This is a genomic window from Paenibacillus xylanilyticus (genome assembly GCF_013359935.1).
Classification (GTDB): domain Bacteria; phylum Bacillota; class Bacilli; order Paenibacillales; family Paenibacillaceae; genus Paenibacillus; species Paenibacillus xylanilyticus.
Map to the genome: position 1 here is coordinate 112,269 of NZ_JABMCB010000198.1, position 19,055 is coordinate 131,323.

18 protein-coding genes are annotated in these 19,055 nt (G+C 47.1%); 11 read left to right on the forward strand and 7 right to left on the reverse strand.

Going from position 1 to position 19,055, the window contains the following annotated elements; all coding sequences use genetic code 11:
* Positions 1–81: 81 nt before the first annotated feature.
* From HP552_RS24025 to HP552_RS24060, 8 genes are all read left to right on the forward strand, one after another.
* Positions 82–948, forward strand: coding sequence for a GDSL-type esterase/lipase family protein (locus HP552_RS24025; protein ID WP_175397915.1), 867 nt, complete (start codon positions 82–84; stop codon positions 946–948).
* Positions 948–1,913 (forward strand): ABC transporter ATP-binding protein, encoded by a 966-nt coding sequence (locus HP552_RS24030; RefSeq protein ID WP_175397916.1) that lies wholly within the window; start codon positions 948–950, stop codon positions 1,911–1,913. Before HP552_RS24025 ends, HP552_RS24030 begins: the two co-directional genes overlap by 1 nt.
* On the forward strand, positions 1,906–2,895 hold the full coding sequence (locus tag HP552_RS24035; RefSeq protein ID WP_175397917.1) for an ABC transporter permease: 990 nt from the start codon (positions 1,906–1,908) through the stop codon (positions 2,893–2,895). The genes HP552_RS24030 and HP552_RS24035 overlap by 8 nt, the downstream gene beginning before the upstream one ends.
* A 76-nt stretch (positions 2,896–2,971) precedes the next feature.
* Positions 2,972–4,951 carry a DNA topoisomerase IV subunit B gene (parE, locus tag HP552_RS24040; protein ID WP_175397918.1) on the forward strand — a complete coding sequence of 660 codons (1,980 nt, stop codon included), beginning with the start codon at positions 2,972–2,974 and terminating at the stop codon, positions 4,949–4,951.
* A 12-nt stretch (positions 4,952–4,963) separates the two neighbouring features.
* On the forward strand, positions 4,964–7,426 hold the full coding sequence (gyrA, locus tag HP552_RS24045; protein ID WP_175397919.1) for a DNA gyrase subunit A: 2,463 nt from the start codon (positions 4,964–4,966) through the stop codon (positions 7,424–7,426).
* Between the two features lie 229 nt (positions 7,427–7,655).
* Positions 7,656–8,096: a MarR family winged helix-turn-helix transcriptional regulator gene (locus HP552_RS24050; protein WP_175397920.1), complete on the forward strand. Its 441-nt coding sequence runs from the start codon at positions 7,656–7,658 to the stop codon at positions 8,094–8,096.
* Positions 8,097–8,333: 237 nt separating this feature from the next.
* On the forward strand, positions 8,334–8,780 hold the full coding sequence (locus HP552_RS24055; protein WP_175397921.1) for a MarR family winged helix-turn-helix transcriptional regulator: 447 nt from the start codon (positions 8,334–8,336) through the stop codon (positions 8,778–8,780).
* Positions 8,777–10,288: a DHA2 family efflux MFS transporter permease subunit gene (locus tag HP552_RS24060; RefSeq protein WP_175397922.1), complete on the forward strand. Its 1,512-nt coding sequence runs from the start codon at positions 8,777–8,779 to the stop codon at positions 10,286–10,288. The genes HP552_RS24055 and HP552_RS24060 overlap by 4 nt, the downstream gene beginning before the upstream one ends.
* Before the next feature lie 136 nt (positions 10,289–10,424).
* Here HP552_RS24060 and HP552_RS24065 read toward each other — a convergent pair whose 3' ends face one another.
* The 3 genes from HP552_RS24065 to HP552_RS24075 all read right to left on the reverse strand — a co-directional run bounded on the left by HP552_RS24065 (position 10,425) and on the right by HP552_RS24075 (position 12,515).
* Complete coding sequence (locus HP552_RS24065) at positions 10,425–10,766, reverse strand: MGMT family protein (RefSeq protein ID WP_175397923.1); 342 nt, start codon at positions 10,764–10,766, stop codon at positions 10,425–10,427.
* Between the two features lie 157 nt (positions 10,767–10,923).
* The gene (locus HP552_RS24070; protein ID WP_246311030.1) at positions 10,924–11,652 is read right to left on the reverse strand and encodes an RluA family pseudouridine synthase; all 729 of its coding nucleotides are present in this window, start codon (positions 11,650–11,652) and stop codon (positions 10,924–10,926) included.
* Positions 11,652–12,515: a class I SAM-dependent methyltransferase gene (locus HP552_RS24075; RefSeq protein ID WP_175397924.1), complete on the reverse strand. Its 864-nt coding sequence runs from the start codon at positions 12,513–12,515 to the stop codon at positions 11,652–11,654. Before HP552_RS24075 ends, HP552_RS24070 begins: the two co-directional genes overlap by 1 nt.
* A gap of 250 nt (positions 12,516–12,765) precedes the next feature.
* Here HP552_RS24075 and HP552_RS24080 point away from each other — a divergent pair, with 250 nt between their 5' ends.
* The 3 genes from HP552_RS24080 to HP552_RS24090 are packed head-to-tail and all read left to right on the forward strand — an operon-like array spanning position 12,766 to position 14,645.
* Positions 12,766–13,218: a flavodoxin gene (locus HP552_RS24080; RefSeq protein WP_175397925.1), complete on the forward strand. Its 453-nt coding sequence runs from the start codon at positions 12,766–12,768 to the stop codon at positions 13,216–13,218.
* Between the two features lie 5 nt (positions 13,219–13,223).
* Positions 13,224–14,027 (forward strand): hypothetical protein, encoded by an 804-nt coding sequence (locus tag HP552_RS24085; RefSeq protein WP_175397926.1) that lies wholly within the window; start codon positions 13,224–13,226, stop codon positions 14,025–14,027.
* A 51-nt stretch (positions 14,028–14,078) separates the two neighbouring features.
* Positions 14,079–14,645 carry a nitroreductase family protein gene (locus tag HP552_RS24090; RefSeq protein ID WP_175397927.1) on the forward strand — a complete coding sequence of 189 codons (567 nt, stop codon included), beginning with the start codon at positions 14,079–14,081 and terminating at the stop codon, positions 14,643–14,645.
* A 29-nt stretch (positions 14,646–14,674) separates the two neighbouring features.
* Here the strand turns inward: HP552_RS24090 and HP552_RS24095 are convergent, their stop codons facing one another.
* The 4 genes from HP552_RS24095 to HP552_RS24110 form a co-directional block, all read right to left on the reverse strand.
* Positions 14,675–16,132, reverse strand: a complete 1,458-nt coding sequence (locus tag HP552_RS24095; RefSeq protein WP_175397928.1) for a 4-hydroxyphenylacetate 3-hydroxylase family protein — start codon at positions 16,130–16,132, stop codon at positions 14,675–14,677.
* 201 nt (positions 16,133–16,333) lie between these two features.
* Positions 16,334–16,486, reverse strand: a complete 153-nt coding sequence (locus HP552_RS24100; RefSeq protein WP_175397929.1) for a DUF1540 domain-containing protein — start codon at positions 16,484–16,486, stop codon at positions 16,334–16,336.
* Between the two features lie 290 nt (positions 16,487–16,776).
* Positions 16,777–18,240, reverse strand: coding sequence for a HAMP domain-containing sensor histidine kinase (locus HP552_RS24105; protein WP_175397930.1), 1,464 nt, complete (start codon positions 18,238–18,240; stop codon positions 16,777–16,779).
* A complete protein-coding gene (locus HP552_RS24110) occupies positions 18,225–18,911 on the reverse strand; it encodes a response regulator transcription factor (RefSeq protein ID WP_175397931.1) in 687 nt (228 codons plus the stop codon). Before HP552_RS24110 ends, HP552_RS24105 begins: the two co-directional genes overlap by 16 nt.
* Between the last annotated feature and the right edge of the window lie 144 nt (positions 18,912–19,055).

Sequence of the window (19,055 nt, forward strand, 5' to 3'; positions counted from 1 at the left end):
TTAGAAAAAGCGTCATCTTAATGTAAAACCATATTAAATTCTAAGTACCCAACCAGGTGTACATGAGCGGAGATGTGATGAATGAAAAGAAAAAACCTTGATTCAGCGCCATGGATCTGGAGAACAATCAGTACGGTATCCATCTTGGCAACGCTTTTGCTATTATTCGGTTTTGGTTACGCCATAAAAGACGTCATCTTTCCTACGGGAGATTCAACATTGGGAACGACTCAGCCATCAACTACGCCTGCTGATGAAGCAGGTAAACCTGCCGCTCCCATCGAGGATGGGAAGATTCGCATGGCAGTCATCGGTGATTCTCTGGCAAGAGGTACGGGCGACGATGAAGGACTTGGATTCGTACGACGTGCAGGAAACCTTCTGAAAGAACAAGGGTATCAAGTCCAGGTTCTTAACAATTTGGGAGTCAACGGTCTGAGGACTGACGCTTTACTGAATAAACTGGACGAACATGGCGTACGTTATGTCCTCCAGCAATCCAACTTTATTTTATTGTCCATTGGTGCTAACGATCTGTTCCAAGGGGGGCAGGTTTTGCAGGGGGAAGACCCGCCAACTGCTGAGCAATTGACTGCAGCATTACCTGAAACGTCCAAACGTCTTCAGGACATTTTGAAGAAAGTAAAAGAGATCAATCCGGACGCACAGATTGCATACATAGGGCTGTACAACCCGTTTGGTGATGTGAAGGAACTGGAGTTACCCGGAAATGCAGTTGTAGCTGCATGGAATAATGCTGCTCTTACAATTTTGAATCAAGAGGACAAAATGATGCTTGTACCAACCTTCGATCTGTTTGAGAACCATCTGGGCGAGTATCTTTCATCGGATCACTTCCACCCTAATGGTGCAGGATACGAGCAAATTGCAACTCGTATTGCACAGGAATATCAGGCTGAATCAGCGGCGGAAGGGAGCACAAAATAATGGCAGAACCACAGACCGATTCAGTACTTTCTGTACAGCAACTTAAGAAAAAGATTGGACGCAAATGGATTATTAAAGATGTCACTTTTGACGTCAAGCCTGGCGAGATTTTTGGTTTCCTTGGTCCTAATGGAGCGGGTAAAACGACAACCATTCGTATGCTAGTTGACCTAATCAAGCCGACAGAAGGTAAAATTAAGGTTTGCGGTTACGATGTGAATCGCGATCCAGAACGTGCATTGAAATATGTCGGTTCCATCGTTGAAAATCCGGAGGTATACACATACTTGACCGGTTGGGAGAATCTGGAGCACTTTGCCCGGATGCAGCCAGGTGTGGATCATGCCCGTATTCAGGAAGTGGTGGATATCGTTCGTCTTGACCAGCGAATTCATGATAAAGTAAGGACTTATTCATTAGGTATGCGTCAACGGCTGGGTATTGCTCAAGCGCTGCTTGGACGCCCGCGTTTGCTAATCCTGGATGAGCCCACAAACGGACTTGATCCCAAAGGGATTAAGGAACTTCGTGTCTTTATCAAGCAACTTGCAAGTGAAGGCATGGCTGTGTTTGTCAGCAGTCATCTATTGAGTGAAATCCAGCTTCTGTGTGATAGGGTTGCCATTATTAGCGCAGGCCGAGTTCTTGCGGTTGGAGGCGTAAACGAGTTAATCGAGGATCATTCCAAATTTGCCATTTGGCATGTTTCACCTTTTGATGAAGGGAAAAGAATGCTTCTTGACGCAGGTATTACGCTGATAGATCGCCCGGCTGAGGTGATGGATGATACCATTATTGCAGGGCTGGGGCCAAATGCAGTTGTTGCTGAAATGCATGAGGACCGTATACCCGGTCTGGTAAATCAGATGGTTCAAGCAGGAATTCAGGTTGAAGGTGTGCAGCGGATTCAGCCAACACTGGAACAATTATTTTTAAAGATGACAGAAGGTGAATCCATTGAGTAATATCATGCCCCTCATCCGAAATGAAACGATCAAGATGGTGAAGAAGAAACGTCTTTATATTATTTTTATCGTCCTTGCGGTCCTCGTTCCGATGTTTACGTATGCGCAGATGAAATCTGCGGAAAATAATCGTGACAAGTTCGGGGGAGATTGGCGGCTTGAACTTCAGCAGGCAATCACGGATAATCAGAATTCACTGGGCAGTGACCGGGTACCGGAGGAATATAAAAAATACAGAATGGTTTACATCCAGCAGATGCAATATTATCTGGAAAATGACGTGAATCCTGAAGAGCCCAATGGTGTCACCTTTACCCGGGAATTCATGAACAATGCTGTAGGCTTGTTTATTCCCCTGCTCATTATGGCCATTGCATCGGATCTGGTTTCGGGTGAGCGTACAACAGGTACCATCAAGATGCTGCTTACTCGTCCGGTGAAACGCTGGAAAGTACTGCTCAGTAAACTCATTACCCTGCTTATGTTTGTGTCTATAATCGTCGTATCTGCGTATATTATCTGTTACATCATCTCCGGTGCGGTATTTGGCTATAAAGGTTTCGGCATGCCGATTTTTACCGGATTCAAGGTCGTAGGCACCGATGTGGATATGTCTGCCGTACACGCCGTGGACCAATGGTTGTATCTTCTCATGCAGGCAGGATTAATTTGGTTTGTTAGTGTCATCGTGGCGATCCTGGCATTCATGGTTTCCGTCCTGGTCCGCAGTACTGCAGCAAGCATTGTCATTATGATGGCTGCACTTATAGCAGGCACAATTCTTACAAGCATGGCTGCATCCTGGCAGTCGGCCAAATACCTGTTCATGGTTAATCTGGAACTTCCGGATTATTTGTCTGGCGGGCTGCCGCCGATTGAAGGAATGAATTTGGGTTTTTCCCTTATTGTGCTTAGTGTTTGGGGCATTGCATCACTCATTGTGTCATTCCTTGTCTTTACGAAACGGGATATCTTGAATTAAAATGGACAAGGATAAGAAAACATCTGTTTGCATTTTAGGTATTTTTTTAGTTGCAAGTTAAGAAGGGGGAGCATGAATGGTCGAGCAAATCGATATGTCGGCAGGTTCGACAGGCGGAGGACAGGGGTCTTCAGGCTACGACGCGGACGACATTCAAGTACTTGAAGGACTGGTAGCGGTACGGAAACGGCCGGGGATGTACATCGGCAGCACCAGCACTTCAGGTCTTCATCATTTGGTATGGGAAATTGTAGACAACGCTGTCGACGAGCATCTCGCCAAATTCTGCTCCAAAATCGATATCACGCTGCATAAGGACGGTTCTATTACGGTTCAGGATAACGGAAGGGGAATTCCGACAGGTATACATAAAACAGGGATTCCTACTCCCCAGGTCGTGTTTACGATTTTGCACGCAGGCGGAAAGTTTGGTGGATCAGGATACAAGAAATCAGGTGGTCTGCACGGCGTAGGTGCTTCGGTTACAAACGCTTTGTCAGAGTGGCTTGAAGTCGAGATCTTCCGTGATGGCAAGATCCATCGTCAACGTTTCGAATATTGGCAGGACAAAAAGGGTGTCGAACATGTCGGGGAGCCGGTATCGGGTCTCGAAGTACTTGGTAATACCAACCGTACAGGGACTAAGGTTACGTTTAAACCCGATATTCGCGTTTTCCAAAACGGCATTCAATTGAATTATGATACACTGGCAGAGCGACTTCAGGAGATTGCTTTTCTGAACTCCGGGCTAAGAATTGTACTCAAAGACGAACGGTCAGGCAATCAGGACGAGTACATGTATGAAGGCGGAGCAAGCCAGTTTGTTGCTTATTTGAACGAAAATAAAGATGTACTGCATGATGTCATTCACTTCTATGCGGAGAAGGACGACATCGAAGTCGAAGTGGCAATCCAGTATAACGCAGGGTATACCGAAACGCTGGCTTCATTCGTTAACTCGATTCCCACAAGGGGCGGGGGTACACATGAGACCGGATTCAAAACAGCTTATACCCGTGTGATGAACGACTATGCAAGACGTACCAGCATGATTAAGGAAAAAGACAAAAACCTGGAAGGCAATGATCTGCGTGAAGGGATGATGGCCGTAATCAGCGTCAAAATGTCCGAAGTTGAGTTTGTTGGACAAACGAAAGATCAACTCGGCAGCGCTTCCGCTCGCAGTGCGGTCGATTCGGTCGTTTCGGAGAACATGCAGCGGTTTTTGGAAGAAAACCCGCAAGTAGCGCAGACGCTTATTCGCAAAGCGGTTCAAGCTTCCAAAGCAAGAGAAGCTGCGCGCAAAGCCCGGGATGAAATGCGTACAGGCAAAAAACGCAGCGAGAGTTCCAACCTGAATGGCAAGCTGACTCCAGCACAATCCAAGGATTTTACTCGGAATGAGCTGTTTATTGTCGAAGGTGATTCTGCAGGCGGTTCTGCCAAACAGGGACGTGACTCGAAGATTCAGGCCATACTGCCTCTGAAGGGAAAACCGCTTAATCCGGAAAAATCAAAGCTGGCCGATATCCTCAAAAATGAGGAATATCGTGCGATTACAGCTGCGATCGGAGCGGGCATTGGGACTGAGTTTGCCGTTGAAGACAGCAATTATTCCAAAATCATAATCATGACCGATGCGGATACGGATGGCGCACATATTCAGGTGTTGCTGCTGACTTTCTTTTACCGTTATATGAAACCGTTGATTGATCAGGGTAAAGTGTTTATTGCTCAGCCACCGCTTTACAAGCTCACCCGCAAATCCGGCAAAATGGCAAGTGTTCGTTATGCCTGGACGGATGATGAGCTGGCGAACTACATGAAGGAATTTGGAAACAATGTCGAACTTCAACGTTATAAAGGACTGGGTGAGATGAATCCGGATCAATTGTGGGAGACGACGATGAATCCGGAGACACGGACATTGCTTAAGGTGGAGATTGTAGATGCAGCCAAAGCCGAGCGCCGTGTATCAACACTTATGGGTGATAAAGTCGATCCGCGTAAACGCTGGATTGTAGAGAATGTCGACTTTACAGAGTACGAAGAATAGAAGGTGCTTGGAATGAGTCTATCAGAACAATTTATGCCGGCCTTTCTCGAAGAGGTCGTAGGTGACCGGTTCGGTCGCTACTCCAAATATATTATCCAGGATCGGGCAATTCCCGATGTCCGGGACGGATTGAAACCCGTGCAGCGTCGTATTCTGTATGCCATGTACGATTCCGGAAACACGCCTGAGAAGCCTTACCGCAAATCAGCTAAAACCGTTGGGGACGTTATGGGTAACTATCATCCCCACGGTGACTCTTCCATCTATGAAGGTATGGTGCGGATGGCACAGCCATGGAAAATGGGCCATATGCTCGTGGACGGTCATGGCAACTGGGGATCGCAGGATGATGACCCTGCTGCAGCGATGCGTTATACGGAGGCCCGTTTGTCACCGATCGCGATGGAGATGCTGCGTGATATCGAGAAACGGACGGTCCTGTTTAAGGACAATTTTGATAATACGGCCAAGGAGCCGGTTGTACTTCCATCCCGGTATCCCAACCTGCTGGTGAATGGCGTAAGCGGTATTTCCTCCGGTTTTGCAACGGAGATTCCAACACATAATTTGCGTGAAGTCATTGATGCCTGCATTGCAGTGATGGAAAAACCATCGATTGAGCTGGACGATATCATGATGTTTATCAAAGGCCCGGATTTTCCAACCGGTGGATTAATCATGGGCGGCGACGGAATTCTGGATGCTTATCGTACAGGCAAAGGAAGAATCTATCTCCGTTCCAAAACCGATATCGAAAACATGCGTGGCGGCAAGCAGCAGATCGTAATCACAGAGATTCCTTATCAAGTGGTTAAATCCCGTCTTGTCACAGCGATGGAGAATATCCGCCTTGAGAAAAAGGTGGAAGGTATTGCCGAAGTTCGTGATGAGAGTGGACGTGACGGTCTGCGCATTGTGGTTGAATTGAAAAAAGATGCAGATGCGCAAGGGATTTTGGCATATTTACTGAAGAAAACCGATCTTCAGGTAACCTACAATTTCAACATGGTTGCGATTGTGAACAAAGCGCCTCAGCAGCTTGGATTGAAATCCATTCTGGAAGCCTATATTGCCCATCAGCGCGAGGTTGTGACATTCCGTACCAAGTATGAATTGGAGAAAGCGGAAGACCGTGCACATGTGCTGGAAGGTCTGGTCAAAGCTCTTAACATCCTTGACGAGGTCATCGCAGCAATCAAGGCATCCAAAAATCGTCAGGACGCACAAAATAACCTGATGTGGATGTTTGGTTTCTCGGAACGGCAGGCGGACTCCATTCTGACGCTGCAATTGTATCGTTTGACCAATCTGGAGATCACATCCCTCCAGAAAGAGCTCGATGATCTGATGAAAAAGATTGCACAACTGCGCTCCATTCTGGATAGTGACCGCAAGCTGATTGGCGTCATTCGCAAAGAATTGATGGAAATTAGGGAGAAATACGGGATAGACCGTCGTTCGGCCATTCAAGGTGAAGTGGAAGAGCTTAAAGTAAATCTCGAAGTGCTGGTCAATGCGGAAGATGTATTTGTTACATTATCCAAAGAAGGATATGTGAAGCGTACTGGCATGCAGTCCTTTACCCGTTCCGGAGGCGAACGCAACGGAAGCGGTGTGAAGGAAGGCGACTATATCTCCCAGGTGCTTGAAGTCAACACACTTGAAAACCTGCTTGTCTTTACGAAAAAGGGACAGTATTTCCTCTTGCCTGTTCACCAGGTACCGGAATTCAAGTGGAAAGACCCTGGAACGGCAATAGTTAATGTTATTCCTTTAGCAAAAGATGATCGTATCGCGAGTGTGCTTGCGGTCAAATCGTTCGAAGAGGAAGGTCATAGTCTCGTCTTCGTCACACGCAAGGGCCAGGTGAAGCGTACCGAACTGAAAGAGTACGTGACCAAACGCTCCGGTGCTGTTGCTGCTTGCAAAGTGGGCAAGGACGATGAGGTATTATCCGTACATCTGAGCACGGGTGGCAAGGATATCATGCTGATTACCAAGGAAGCAATGGCGATCCGTTTCCGTGAGGACGAAGTTAATCCAATGGGGCGTGTATCCGGAGGTGTACGTGGTATTCAGTTAAAAGATACGGATGAAGTCGTTTCTGCCCTATGGGTGGAAGGTGATGAAGGCGAGATCGCCGTACTGTCCGATTTGGGTTATGGTAAACGTTCATTGTTGCTGGATTATGCATTGCAGAGTCGTGGAGGCAAAGGCATTGCGACATTTGAATTCAAGGAAGGCAAACGTGTGAAACCGAATGGCAGCCGCATAGCAGGGGCCTTCTACTGCAGGGAACAACGAAATGTAACGGTTATGACCAAAGAAGGGCAAGCTTATCCGATTTCTTCGGAAGGTGTACCGATTACGGAACGCAAACATATTGGCAAGCTGCTGGTTCACGTAGACAAACAGGATGAAATCGTGGAACTTCTCATGAATTTTGATGAGAACCAACCGGCATCAACTTCATAAAATGAATGAAAAAGACTTTTTGCACAGCAGGTTATTCTGTCGTGTGAAGAGTCTTTTTTTGTTGTTCAAACTCGGATTAAAAGAGGCTGAACATGCGAAGTTTAACAACCTTCGTCGATTACGGTCGATCGCTGGGAAATTGAAAAAATGCAGCAGGAATGCGGCTTTGGAGCGCGAAAAGTTAAGCTAGTGAAATGATAAACCGGGTTGCAGAGAGGAGCGATGCAAGATGTACAATTCCGATTTTGCCAAGTGCTGGTCAAGGCTCACCAAGGACTACAAACTGCATATGGATCATGAACTGGCCCCCTCATTAACAGAGGCACAACTGGCTGTGCTGGAGGTTCTTGAGGATCATCAGAAAATGAAGCCATCCGATCTGATTCCTTTTTTGGCTACAACACCTGCGGCGGTAACCATGCTGCTTGACCGAATGGAGAAGAATGATTTGATCCGCAGAGTACGGGATGATCAGGATCGTAGAATCGTGTGGGTATCCTTGTCTGACAAAGGACGTATGGAGACAGAACGGGGCATTGCCATTCGAAACGAATTTATGAACTCCGTACTGAGTAATATTTCAATGCACAACCAGCAGCTGCTCGTCTATCTGCTGGGTAAGATGACAACCCCAAAAACGAAGGAGCATGCTTTGTCTTCTACGTCTTAATGACGATGTATGGATAATGATAACCATGGAACTCTTGCTGATTAAAGCCGGAGGACTATGGTTATTTTAATTTTATCGTGTGTGTAGAGTTTTGCCAGCTTCGGATGACTTAGAATAAATTTTAAAATATTATATGTAAAGAGTTGACTATGTCATTATTTTTGTTATAATAAATAATTGTTCCCCTGATATTTCGTGTGCGAAATATTATATTCCAAAAGTAAAAAGGGTGAATTAATGACTGATACGTATGAAGTATTCTACATTATCAATTCGTTCCGGCAAGTAAATCAAATGCTGTTTCGAGCATTCTGGAATGAAAACAAGCAGATCGAGTTAACTTCAATTCAATTCATGGTGTTATCCATTTTGAAGGAGCGTCCATCCATTGGAATCAACGAAGTGGCTGAACTCTGTCATATGGGCAGCAGTTCGATGAGTGCTGTGGTTGAACGTCTGGTCAAAGGTGAGTACATCGTCCGGAGCCGTTCCCATTCCGATCGCCGATCCGTCATGCTGCAAATTACGGAAAAAGGGGATAAGGTACAGCAGGAAACACACCGTTTGTGGATGGAAAGAGTATCCCCCATATTGGATATTCCAAAAGAAGACCTTGAACACCTGCTAAGAATCCATACACAAATGATTGAAAAGTTAGAAGGAAGAGAGATGAACAACCCATGAGTACTACCGCTGCAGCTCCATCTTCTACGATGGACAACATTAAGAAGGGACCGATTGTAGCCGCACTTTTAATTGGTGCATTCGTAGCCTTCTTAAACCAAACCCTGATGAACGTAGCTCTTCCTAAAATCATGGAAGATCTCGCTATCGGGGCCAATACAGCCCAATGGCTGACAACAGGATACATGCTCGTCAATGGCGTGCTGATTCCGGTTACCGCATATCTCATCGCCAGATTTTCAACCCGCCAAATATTCATTACGGCGATGTCGTTATTTACCTTAGGAACACTGGTCTGCGGGATCAGTCCGAACTTTGCCGTCCTGATGGTCGGTCGTGTTATTCAAGCAGCAGGTGCAGGTATTCTGATGCCGCTGATGACCGTTGTATTCCTGACAATCTTCCCGATTGAAAAACGCGGTCAGGCCATGGGTACAATGGGGATCGCCATGATCCTTGCTCCGGCAATTGGACCGACACTATCCGGTTATATCGTTGAACATTATTCCTGGAGACTGTTGTTCTACATCATTTTGCCGTTCTCGGTTATTGCTACTGCAATCGGAATCGCATTTGTTAAAAATGTGACACGTCAATCCAAACCGAAGCTGGATTACCCAGGCGTTATTTTGTCCACACTTGGATTTGGTAGCTTGCTGTACGGCTTCAGTGATGCAGGTACAGATGGATGGGGAAGCGCAATTGTTATCAGCTGCCTGGTCGTAGGGGCCATATCGTTGATCCTGTTCGTTATTCGTCAGTTGACAACCGATCATCCACTGCTCGAGTTCCGCATTTTCAAATACAACATGTACACTTTAACAACAATTATTAATATGCTTGTGACAATGGCAATGTTTGCCGGTATGATTCTGCTTCCGATTTTCTTGCAAAATATTCGCGGCTTCTCACCAATTGAATCAGGCTTACTTATGATGCCGGGAGCAATCCTGATGGGGATTATGTCTCCAATTACAGGCCGCATCTTCGATAAAGTCGGCGCTCGCTGGCTGTCCGTTGCAGGTCTTGCGATTACAGCGATTACGACCTGGGGACTCAGCCGCCTGTCGATTGATACGACATATGGCTACATGATGTTTATCTATACTGCGCGTATGTTCGGTATGTCGATGTTGATGATGCCAATCCAGACTGCCGGGTTGAACCAACTGCCACAGCGTCTGAATGCTCACGGTACAGCAATGTCGAATACACTTCGTACGGTTGCAGGTGCAATCGGTACAGCCATTCTGGTTACGATCATGAGCAGCAAATTGAAAACACACTTGGCTGATACTCTTGCCTTGGGACAGATTAATCCCAAAGATCAAGCTGCTATGCTCGGTGCTACAGCGGATGCAACCATCTACGGTGTAAACTATGCCTTTACGGTAGCTACCTGGATGACCGTTGCAGCTATGCTGCTGGCGTTCTTTATCCGTAAAACGAAGCCAGCAATTGAACCAACACCGGTTGAACAACAACAAAAAGCGAATGCAACAGCTTAAAGGTAATTCAGCTATGATTATCTCGTAATGATTTGGAATACATCTATTTCATACAGTGATTAAATGAAAAATAGCCTCGACAGTTTTTTAAACTGCCGGGGCTATTTTTTGGTATACGGAATTGGGTGATATGTTATTACTCCGGATTCGCAGGCAGACCGCAAAAATCTGGCCCGGGATCATAACCAAACTGCTGGAGGTTAATGGTTCCATCCAGTTGAAATTCAACACCTTCGCTGATGAGCTCGGTCTCCTGCATCATGCGCGAGTGTTCATCAGGGATGGTAATCTCACCTTTGGCGTTCACGACACGGTGCCAGGGAAGGCGTTCCTTACGGCTCATGGAGTGAAGAATGCGCACTACCTGTCTGGCCGCACGTGGACTGCCCGCATGGGCTGCAATCTGGCCGTAGGTCATTACCTTACCTTCCGGTATGGCTGCGATAATGGCTACGACTTGTTTAGTGAACGGTGTCATATAAATGCTGTCTTCCTTTCTCCGTTTTGGGAAAATTCGCTGTTCCAGCAGATCTTTGTCTCAATGAATAGCAATTTATCATATTGCTGCAGTCCTGATCCGGACTCTGTAAAAAAACCGTGTACCCAGACGTAAATCCGGATACACGGTTTGTCTATTATCCTTTAAAAGCTTCCTCATAGACGCTGGATGGCCACTCAGCCCATGGAAACTCCCGGGGAGGCAGTGATCTTAATGTGATCTCTTCCTTGGTCACTGGATGCGGAAAAGCAGCGATGGCAGACCAGAGGGCAATCTGCTGTCCAGGTTTGTTCACACCAGCACCGTACTTTTGATCTCCGAATAGAGGACAGCCCGCTTCTTTCATTTGAACCCGAATCTGATGGGATCTGCCGGTGTGTAGTTCAATGTGTACAAGACTGTATCGATCCGTTTGACCAATGACCCGGTAATCAAGCACTGCGTCTTTAGCGCCAGGCGTGCCTTTGGGTACAGCTGTTACTGTATTGGTACGCGCATCCTTCAGCAAAGTATGTTTTAACGTCCCCTGCTGGGCAGGCAGCTTCCCATGGACAACCGCAGCATATATTTTCCTGAAATGACGTCCCCTGACGGTCTCGGACAATCTTGAAGCCGCCTTGGAGGTCTTCGCAAAAATCATTGCACCCCCAACGGGACGATCCAGTCTGTGAACCAGACCGAGATAGACATTGCCGGGTTTGTTGTATCTTTCTTTCAAATCCTGTTTCAACAGTGTAAGTAAATCCGGATCTCCTGAAGCATCCTCCTGGGTAGGCACATTAACGGGTTTCGTAATGCCTAAGAGGTGATTGTCTTCGAATAGTACAGGAATTCCCCCGGATGGCTTCACATGATCAGACATCATCAGGACTCCCAGCGGCCTAAAATACCGCAAGGCAGATCCAGCCCACTACGCGTAATTGGCAGTCCGATCTCGCCAGCAGTAATGCTGCCGCCGTATTTGGCAGACATCGTCATCGTTAACATGTTGCGCAGAACAGTTGGAGAGATGCCTGTTGTATACGAGTTGATGAGCAGGAACAGCGGATTATCCGACAAAATATCCATGCAGGACTTCAGGAATGGATACAGGTTCTGCTCCAGCTTCCATGTCTCTCCATTAGGTCCCCGGCCATAGGAAGGCGGATCCATGATAATCGCGTCATAGCGGTTACCACGACGCTGTTCACGTTGCACGAATTTGAATACATCATCGGTAATAAAACGAACAGGGCGGTCTGCAAGACCCGAGAGTTGAACGTTCTCCTTGGCCCATTGCACCATGCCTTTGGCTGCATCCACGTGTACTACGGAAGCACCAGCATAGGCTGCTGCAACCGTTGCGCCGCCCGTATAGGCAAATAGGTTCAGCACGGAGATGGGGCGACCTGCACCTGCAATTTTATCCATCATCCAGCTCCAGTTGGCTGCTTGTTCAGGGAACAGACCCGTATGTTTAAAGCTGGTTGGTTTAATGTGAAATTTAAGGTTTTCGTATCCGATCGTCCAGCGTTCCGGAATTGGCTTTTTCATATCCCAGCTACCGCCACCGGAGGAACTGCGGTGATAGTGACCGTGCACCTGACGCCATTCATTCGTTTCTTTTTCGAGAGGCCAGATAATCTGTGGATCGGGTCTGCGCAAGATGACATCGCCCCAACGCTCCAGTTTCTCGCCGCCTCCTGTATCGATTACTTCATAGTCCTTCCAGTTCGATGCTACGTACATAGTTGTTTATCCATCCTTCAAAAGTCATTTGGATACTATTGTACAACAATTAAGGGCCTGTACGCCAGTTGGAGCAAGCGTAAGGATTCTTTTGCTATTGTGAAGAGGGTGTAAGACTATATACTGAAAATGGAGCAAAGTTCAAAATTTAATTTGACAATGATAATCATTATCACATATGATTTTGATAATTCAAAGTTCCTTTTAATCGTTTGATCTAGATGACTAAGATAAAGTGAGGGAAAAATAGATGGCTAAATTGTTGGTTGCTTATGCGAGCATGACCGGGAATACGGAAGAAATTGCAGAATTGATTGTGGAGGGAATTACTCAGGGTGGGCATGAAGTGGTCCTCAAGGACGTTATGGATTGTAATGCAGCCGATGTGCTGGATTATGATGGCTTCCTTATTGGTGTGTACACATGGGGAGATGGCGAGCTGCCGGATGAATTCCTTGATTTTTACGAAGAGCTGGATGAACTGGACCTAAGCGGCAAACGAGCGGCTGTCTTCGGAAGTGGAGACACTTCTTATGAGCAATTTTGCGGGGCAGTGGACCTGGCTGCTGCGAAGCTGCAGGAACGTGGGGCGGAGGTATCTCCAGAGATGCTGAAGATTGAATACAGTCCTATGGAGCAGGAGAAGGATACTTGCCGTGATTTTGGCAAACGCTTCGCCGCTGCCGGATTACAGGTATCCTAGAGATCGTGAGAAAACTTAATGTTCAGGCAGCCGTGCAACCGAAAGGTGCAGACAATCCGGAGCGATTGCTTGAAGATTATAAATTGGAGGAGATGCTGCGCAGCCCGCATCGGTTCATTCGCCCAGAACCGGAGGCTGCTCAGCGCTCCCCGCTGCAATGGAGACACCGTGTTCAGTATGCGGTCAGTCATGCGGTCAACGCCTTTTATAGTATGGACCCCGATGTGCGCAAGGAGGTCCCGGTACAATATTTGCTCGAAAAATGGTGGCCCAAAAAGGCAACGGGTTTTGATTCAGTCCTTCATTACTGGGATGTAAAAAATAAAATGATCGATGAGTTGTCGCTGGCAATCGCCATGAACGATGACTTGAAGCATCCAGTGATCCTGTTCGAACAGTGGAGAACCGAAATTCCTTCACTCTCGATGCATTTGTCGATGATTTTCCAGGCTGCATGGCAACCTGAAGGATGGGACTCTCTGCTCGTTCAGAAATTCATGGTGGTTCATGATCCTAACGTGGTCGAAGCATTTCAGCACATGGTTAGTGTGTTCTGCTGGGAAGCCTTCGGCAAGCTGCCAGGCATGATTGAAATTTATTGTTTGCTGGAAGGTCGTAAAATTCGATATATCCCGGGACGTCAGTCTCTGATTCGTTCAATGGATTATATCAGGCTTGTACGCGACAGTATTCCGCAAGCGGAAGATTTGGAATCCGGTCATTTCACTTCCCGTGACAAAGCACGCATTCATGAGGAGGTTGACCGGCGGAGAGGTGAAGTGGAGCCCAAGAAGAATTGGCTCATGTGAGTTTTGCAGAAGATTGTCGGTCGAAAGTGAAGATAAGGGAGGAGCGATACAATGTTAACCGGTGTGAATCAGGATATGGGGAGTGGCAAGAAACGTGCAGGAAGCTGCGAATTCAGTCCGCTTCCGGTACCACAGTCAGTAATCGGACGGTTGCTTGATGAAGCGGACCCTTCATTGTATGTGATGAGCTCTAAACCTTGGCGATTTATGCTTTTTGCTGGAGAAGGGCGCCAGCTTTATTTGGAAGCGGTCAGGCAGAGCTACCCTCCTCACTTGGCGGACCGTTATGGTGACTGGGCTGCCTATCAATATACGGAAGCCATCCCCGCGCATCTGATCGTCGTTGCACCGACCAGTGGAAGAGAGGATCATCTGTTGCCGGCTAAGGCCTGGAGCAGACGGTTTTCCATGCTGGCAGCTGAACAGGGACTTCAGGCCGTTTGGAAAATGAATGATTATCAACAGCACCCCGTGTTTATGAATCTGATGGGTTTAACCAGTGAGGAACAGGTTTTGGGCGTATTTCATATCGGTTACGGAGACCAGCCTGCATTAAGAGGTGTGGATATAAGCAGACCAGCCTCTGAACTGATGACAGTGTACGACCATCTGGTTTAAAATCATTGCCGGCTAAAAGAACAGGGATATTATTTATTCTTGTCTGTAAGAAATTCGTTTACGCGCTGACGGTATGTTTTATCCCCTGAATAGGTCGAGTACAAGCGATTGGACACCGTAATGGTATTTCCGAAGAAGAAACGTTCGAATTGTGTCTGCCTGCCACCGAATGATCCTGCTCCCAGCTCCCAAATCAGGCGAAACAGGGCAGTACGCTGGTGTGCAGCCTGATCATTGCCTTTCAGGTAAGTATCCAAATGGCCAGCAACGTTAGACCCGAATTCTTCCTCCTGTGGTACCATGATCATTCCGCTGGATGCGAGCAGTTGCATGATTTCAATCATCTCGGGATATAGCTTCGGATATAGAATATTGGCAGCCATCAACGGCTGGGGTGCGGGTAAAATAAAGCCTCTACCGTCAGGGATCGCTCGAACTTCGGCTGCAACGGCAATGGCCTTAAGAGACTCCAGACCAGCTAATACACGGGCTGTTTTCTCAACGACGTGTGCTTCGGAAGCCAGATCAAGCGTATCGGTGAGCAGTTGGAGGGTACCGAGGATAAATTCGGTTTTGGCAATATATCGGCATAAAACTTGATGTCCTGCGTGAATGTGGAAATTGCTTCCGCTAAAGAGACGTGAGGACATTTCTTCATTTCCAGCAAAGAAAATTCGATCATGGGGTACCAGTACATGATCAAAGATGACGATATTATCCATTTCTTCGTATCGGGAACTGAGTGGGTAGTTGAAGCGGGATTCGGCCGCGTAGGTATCCCGGCAAATGAGGCTGATGCCAGGCAGATCATTGGGTACGGCAAAGGCAAAGGCAAAAGGATTTTCATCATCAAATGGAGCAGGCGAAGGCGATGGATATACAAAAATTTCGTCACTTGTTGCACCCTGTGTAGCCATCATGAATGCTCCGCTGATAATAAGGCCATCTTGAGTCTGCTCCACCACTTTGGCTGCAATTGCATCCTCGGTCGCGTCCATCTGTCCGGATATTTTGCTGGCATGGGGCTGGATAAAAGCGTGAGAGAGAGTAATATCGTTGTCTCGACAGAATGCATAGTAGTTCTTCAGATTTTCCGCGTACTGAGGTGATAACTCGGTAAGCATATCTGCAGCCGTGTAGAATGCCATGATTGCTGTGTTCATGTAGTCAGGTGACCGACCCAGGAATCCGTGATGAGTACCCGACCAGATGCTCATGGCTTCACGGCGCCTGCGAAGATCATCAACCGTTGTTGGTGGCAGAAACGATAAACCCACAGGTTTTCCGTCCGCAGGTGACTCATATGTCATCTGGCCTGCCAGTTGCGGATTAGATTGCATGTCGTAAAGTTGCGCTTGCGTCTCCATTAGCCCTTTGAAAGCAAGATGTTCTGATCTCTTACCAGTAATGAGTTCACCTTTATACCAACAGGGCACGGTCTGGGCATTGATGCGTTCCATATACTGCTTGCCACTTTTAACAGGCATCGTTATTCACCTCTTGGATAATCGTTCATAGGCAGATTCACTGCTCTCGTAGTTTACGTGAGCAGCCTGTTCAATGTGCATCCTGGGAGTGGAATAACGTTTTGCAGAATAGGGCTTGATAATAATTATCATTCTTGTTACAATACAAAAAGAAAAAGGAACCGGCCAGGGCTCCTTTAATTTAAAGCAAAAATGAAATTGTTATTTTACTTCAAATGTTTTGCAGTCTGTTTCAGCAGACTGGCTAGCCTCTTTGGAACTGTGGCTCACGATATAAATCGAAGAAGCGTTACATTTGTTCTCTTCAGCCCAGTGCACACAGGAATTTACTTCACACAATACGTCTTTTGCCATGATAAATAACCTCACTTTGAGTTTTATTACATTCGTTGGTATAAAGAAATATCCCGATTTGCAAGTTGCCGCTTGCTCATTTGGAACTTTGCTGCTCTCTATAAATAGAGGGCTTATTTGCGTTATACACAACGATGCACTTTCAGAATAGCAAATTTTGTTATAGCTTGCAACATGGGCTGTTGGTGCACTGCATTTTCGTGGGCTCATGGAACCGAAACTTGAAACAGCCCAGCCAGGAATCCATTCAGGAGGCCCGGCCGGGCTGTGCTTGTTATATGTCTAGCGAATCAAGCATTCACGGGTGAACGATAGGCTTTTTCAAGGGACGGCGCATCAGGTGCTTTCCACCGTGGCAGTTTGAGGGTAAACAGACTCCCTTGGGGGCTGCTTGACGTGAGGGTCAGATCGCCCCCCTGGGCTTGAGCGAGAAGACGGCTGTAAGTGAGCCCGAGTCCCAGTCCACGCGACAGACGTTTTTTGATCTCCCCACGATAGAAACGTTCGAATATTTTGGACCGATCTTCCTCAGCAATGCCTGTACCGTTGTCCAGTACGTCTACGAAGAGAAATTGTTCTTCAGCACGCAAACGAAGTTCAAAGGCGGCTCTTTGGCCGGAGGCGGTCGCCTGTAAGCCATTATTCAGCAAATTAACGATAATTTGCTGAATTCGCAATGCATCTCCAATGGTATAAAACGAGCCGCCGGGTGCATGTAATGCAACCTCTGGTGATTTATCCTCATAAGCGATTTTCCACTGATAGATAATTTCTCCCACCAGCAAATTCAGATCAATGCGTTCATGGCGTACAGCAACGCTGCCTGCACTCATCGCATTATAGTCCAGGAGGTCAGCCACCATGCGTTCCATACGTTCGGATTCCTTTAATGCAATATCAAGAAACTCTTTACCTTCCTGCGGGCTGACGATATCATCACGAACGGCCATAACCAATCCTTTGATGGAAGTCACCGGGGTTTTCAGTTCATGAGTTACTCCCGCCAGTGAGATAGTACGCCATTCCTCCAGCTGCTGTAAACGAAGGGACATCTCGCGAAAGGAATTCACGAGTTCGTTCATCTCCTGCTCCCTGGTATCCAGATCCAGGTTGACCTCATAGTTACCGGTTCGAATCTGCTCTGCGGCATGAGCGACCTGACGTATAGGCTTGGAGAGCTTACGAGATAGAAGGTAGATCGTAAACCAGCCGCATAGAATCAGGGCTGCAAACAGCAGACCTACAATCAGCAGTGTATCCGAACTGTATGTGATGGCTTTTTTGGACTGCATCACCCATACCTTGCCCAGTGTCTGATTGGCATCCACTACATTGACAGTAACGCCGGCAAATTTGTTGTTTCGCGGCTCCAGCAGATCGTCAGACAGTCTGGAATATACATCTTGCTGTGTCATTTTCGGTTTGGAATAGATCAATTGGTTATTGTTGTCGAGGATCATGATGCAAAAATGATTATCCGTATTAAAAAGCTTTATACGCTTATCCACCAGCCTGTCGAGATCAGGGGGGATGTGCAGCCTGTTCCCGGACACGGACACCTTTTCTGCAATTTCCAGTCCCAGAAGCTCAGCCGTTTTGAGGCCCTTTTCAAGGGAAGTTGTTCTGATCCAGTAGAGTGCACCTGCAACGATAATGATGAACCCGATACACAGGATCAGAAAATATTGAAGTGTCCAATAGGACAGAATGGATGTTTTTCGTTTTGGCTTTTTTCGGTTTAGTTTGCGATCCAAAATTGATACCCCATTCCCCGTAAAGTCCGGATTTCTCCCGTTTCTGGCAGCCAGTGAGAAAGGGCCTGACGCAGCCGTTTAATCGAGAGATCCACGGCGCGGTCGCTCCCGTCGTAATCCATGCCCCATACCTGTTCAATGAGATGCTCCCGGGTGAACGTACGATTGGGATATTCAGACAGAAATATCAGCAAGGACAAATCACGAGGGGTTAGTGCAACTTCTGCACCATTTAGCAGCACCTGCTTGGCTGCCAGGTCAATGACCAGATTCCCGAAATAACGTTTGCCCTCACCCTCCGCAGTCCAATGCGGGTTGCGGCGAAGTACCGCGTTAACTCTTGCAACAACTTCCTCCGGCACGAAGGGCTTGCTCATATAATCGTCAGCACCAGCATTCAAACCGTTGAGACGGTCCTGAATGTCATCCAGTGCTGTTAGCATTATGACAGGACAAGAGCTCTTTTCACGTATCATCCGCAGCAGATCCCATCCGTCCACTCCTGGCAGCATTACATCGAGCAAAACTAGGGCAGGGACATCAGAGTCAAATAGAGTTAGGGCAGTGGGTCCATCAGCTGCATGACGGACGTCAAACCCCGCTTTTCTCAGATAAGCAGCCAGTACACGTGCAATAGCTTGCTCATCCTCGACGATGAGTATGGATTTCAAGAAGGTGTCTCCTTTCACGACATAAGCTTGTGTACTGATTTTACATGAGCCGGGGTCTAAAGCCAATTAGGCAATTATTTTCAGAAAAAAATGAGTTGTGCGTCAAGTTTTGACGTCATCCTGACACATTGGGTTGTTAAGATT

Excerpts from the sequence above, each read along its gene's own strand:
- HP552_RS24100 (WP_175397929.1), bottom strand. The coding sequence starts at position 16,486 with ATGGCAAAAGACGTATTGTGTGAAGTAAATTCCTGTGTGCACTGGGCT.
- HP552_RS24025 (WP_175397915.1), top strand. The coding sequence starts at position 82 with ATGAAAAGAAAAAACCTTGATTCAGCGCCATGGATCTGGAGAACAATC.
- HP552_RS24050 (WP_175397920.1), top strand. The coding sequence starts at position 7,656 with ATGTACAATTCCGATTTTGCCAAGTGCTGGTCAAGGCTCACCAAGGAC.
- HP552_RS24075 (WP_175397924.1), bottom strand. The coding sequence starts at position 12,515 with ATGTACGTAGCATCGAACTGGAAGGACTATGAAGTAATCGATACAGGA.
- gyrA (WP_175397919.1), top strand. The coding sequence starts at position 4,964 with ATGAGTCTATCAGAACAATTTATGCCGGCCTTTCTCGAAGAGGTCGTA.
- HP552_RS24065 (WP_175397923.1), bottom strand. The coding sequence starts at position 10,766 with ATGACACCGTTCACTAAACAAGTCGTAGCCATTATCGCAGCCATACCG.
- HP552_RS24060 (WP_175397922.1), top strand. The coding sequence starts at position 8,777 with ATGAGTACTACCGCTGCAGCTCCATCTTCTACGATGGACAACATTAAG.
- HP552_RS24070 (WP_246311030.1), bottom strand. The coding sequence starts at position 11,652 with ATGATGTCTGATCATGTGAAGCCATCCGGGGGAATTCCTGTACTATTC.
- HP552_RS24095 (WP_175397928.1), bottom strand. The coding sequence starts at position 16,132 with ATGCCTGTTAAAAGTGGCAAGCAGTATATGGAACGCATCAATGCCCAG.
- HP552_RS24030 (WP_175397916.1), top strand. The coding sequence starts at position 948 with ATGGCAGAACCACAGACCGATTCAGTACTTTCTGTACAGCAACTTAAG.
- HP552_RS24090 (WP_175397927.1), top strand. The coding sequence starts at position 14,079 with ATGTTAACCGGTGTGAATCAGGATATGGGGAGTGGCAAGAAACGTGCA.
- HP552_RS24080 (WP_175397925.1), top strand. The coding sequence starts at position 12,766 with ATGGCTAAATTGTTGGTTGCTTATGCGAGCATGACCGGGAATACGGAA.
- HP552_RS24055 (WP_175397921.1), top strand. The coding sequence starts at position 8,334 with ATGACTGATACGTATGAAGTATTCTACATTATCAATTCGTTCCGGCAA.
- parE (WP_175397918.1), top strand. The coding sequence starts at position 2,972 with ATGGTCGAGCAAATCGATATGTCGGCAGGTTCGACAGGCGGAGGACAG.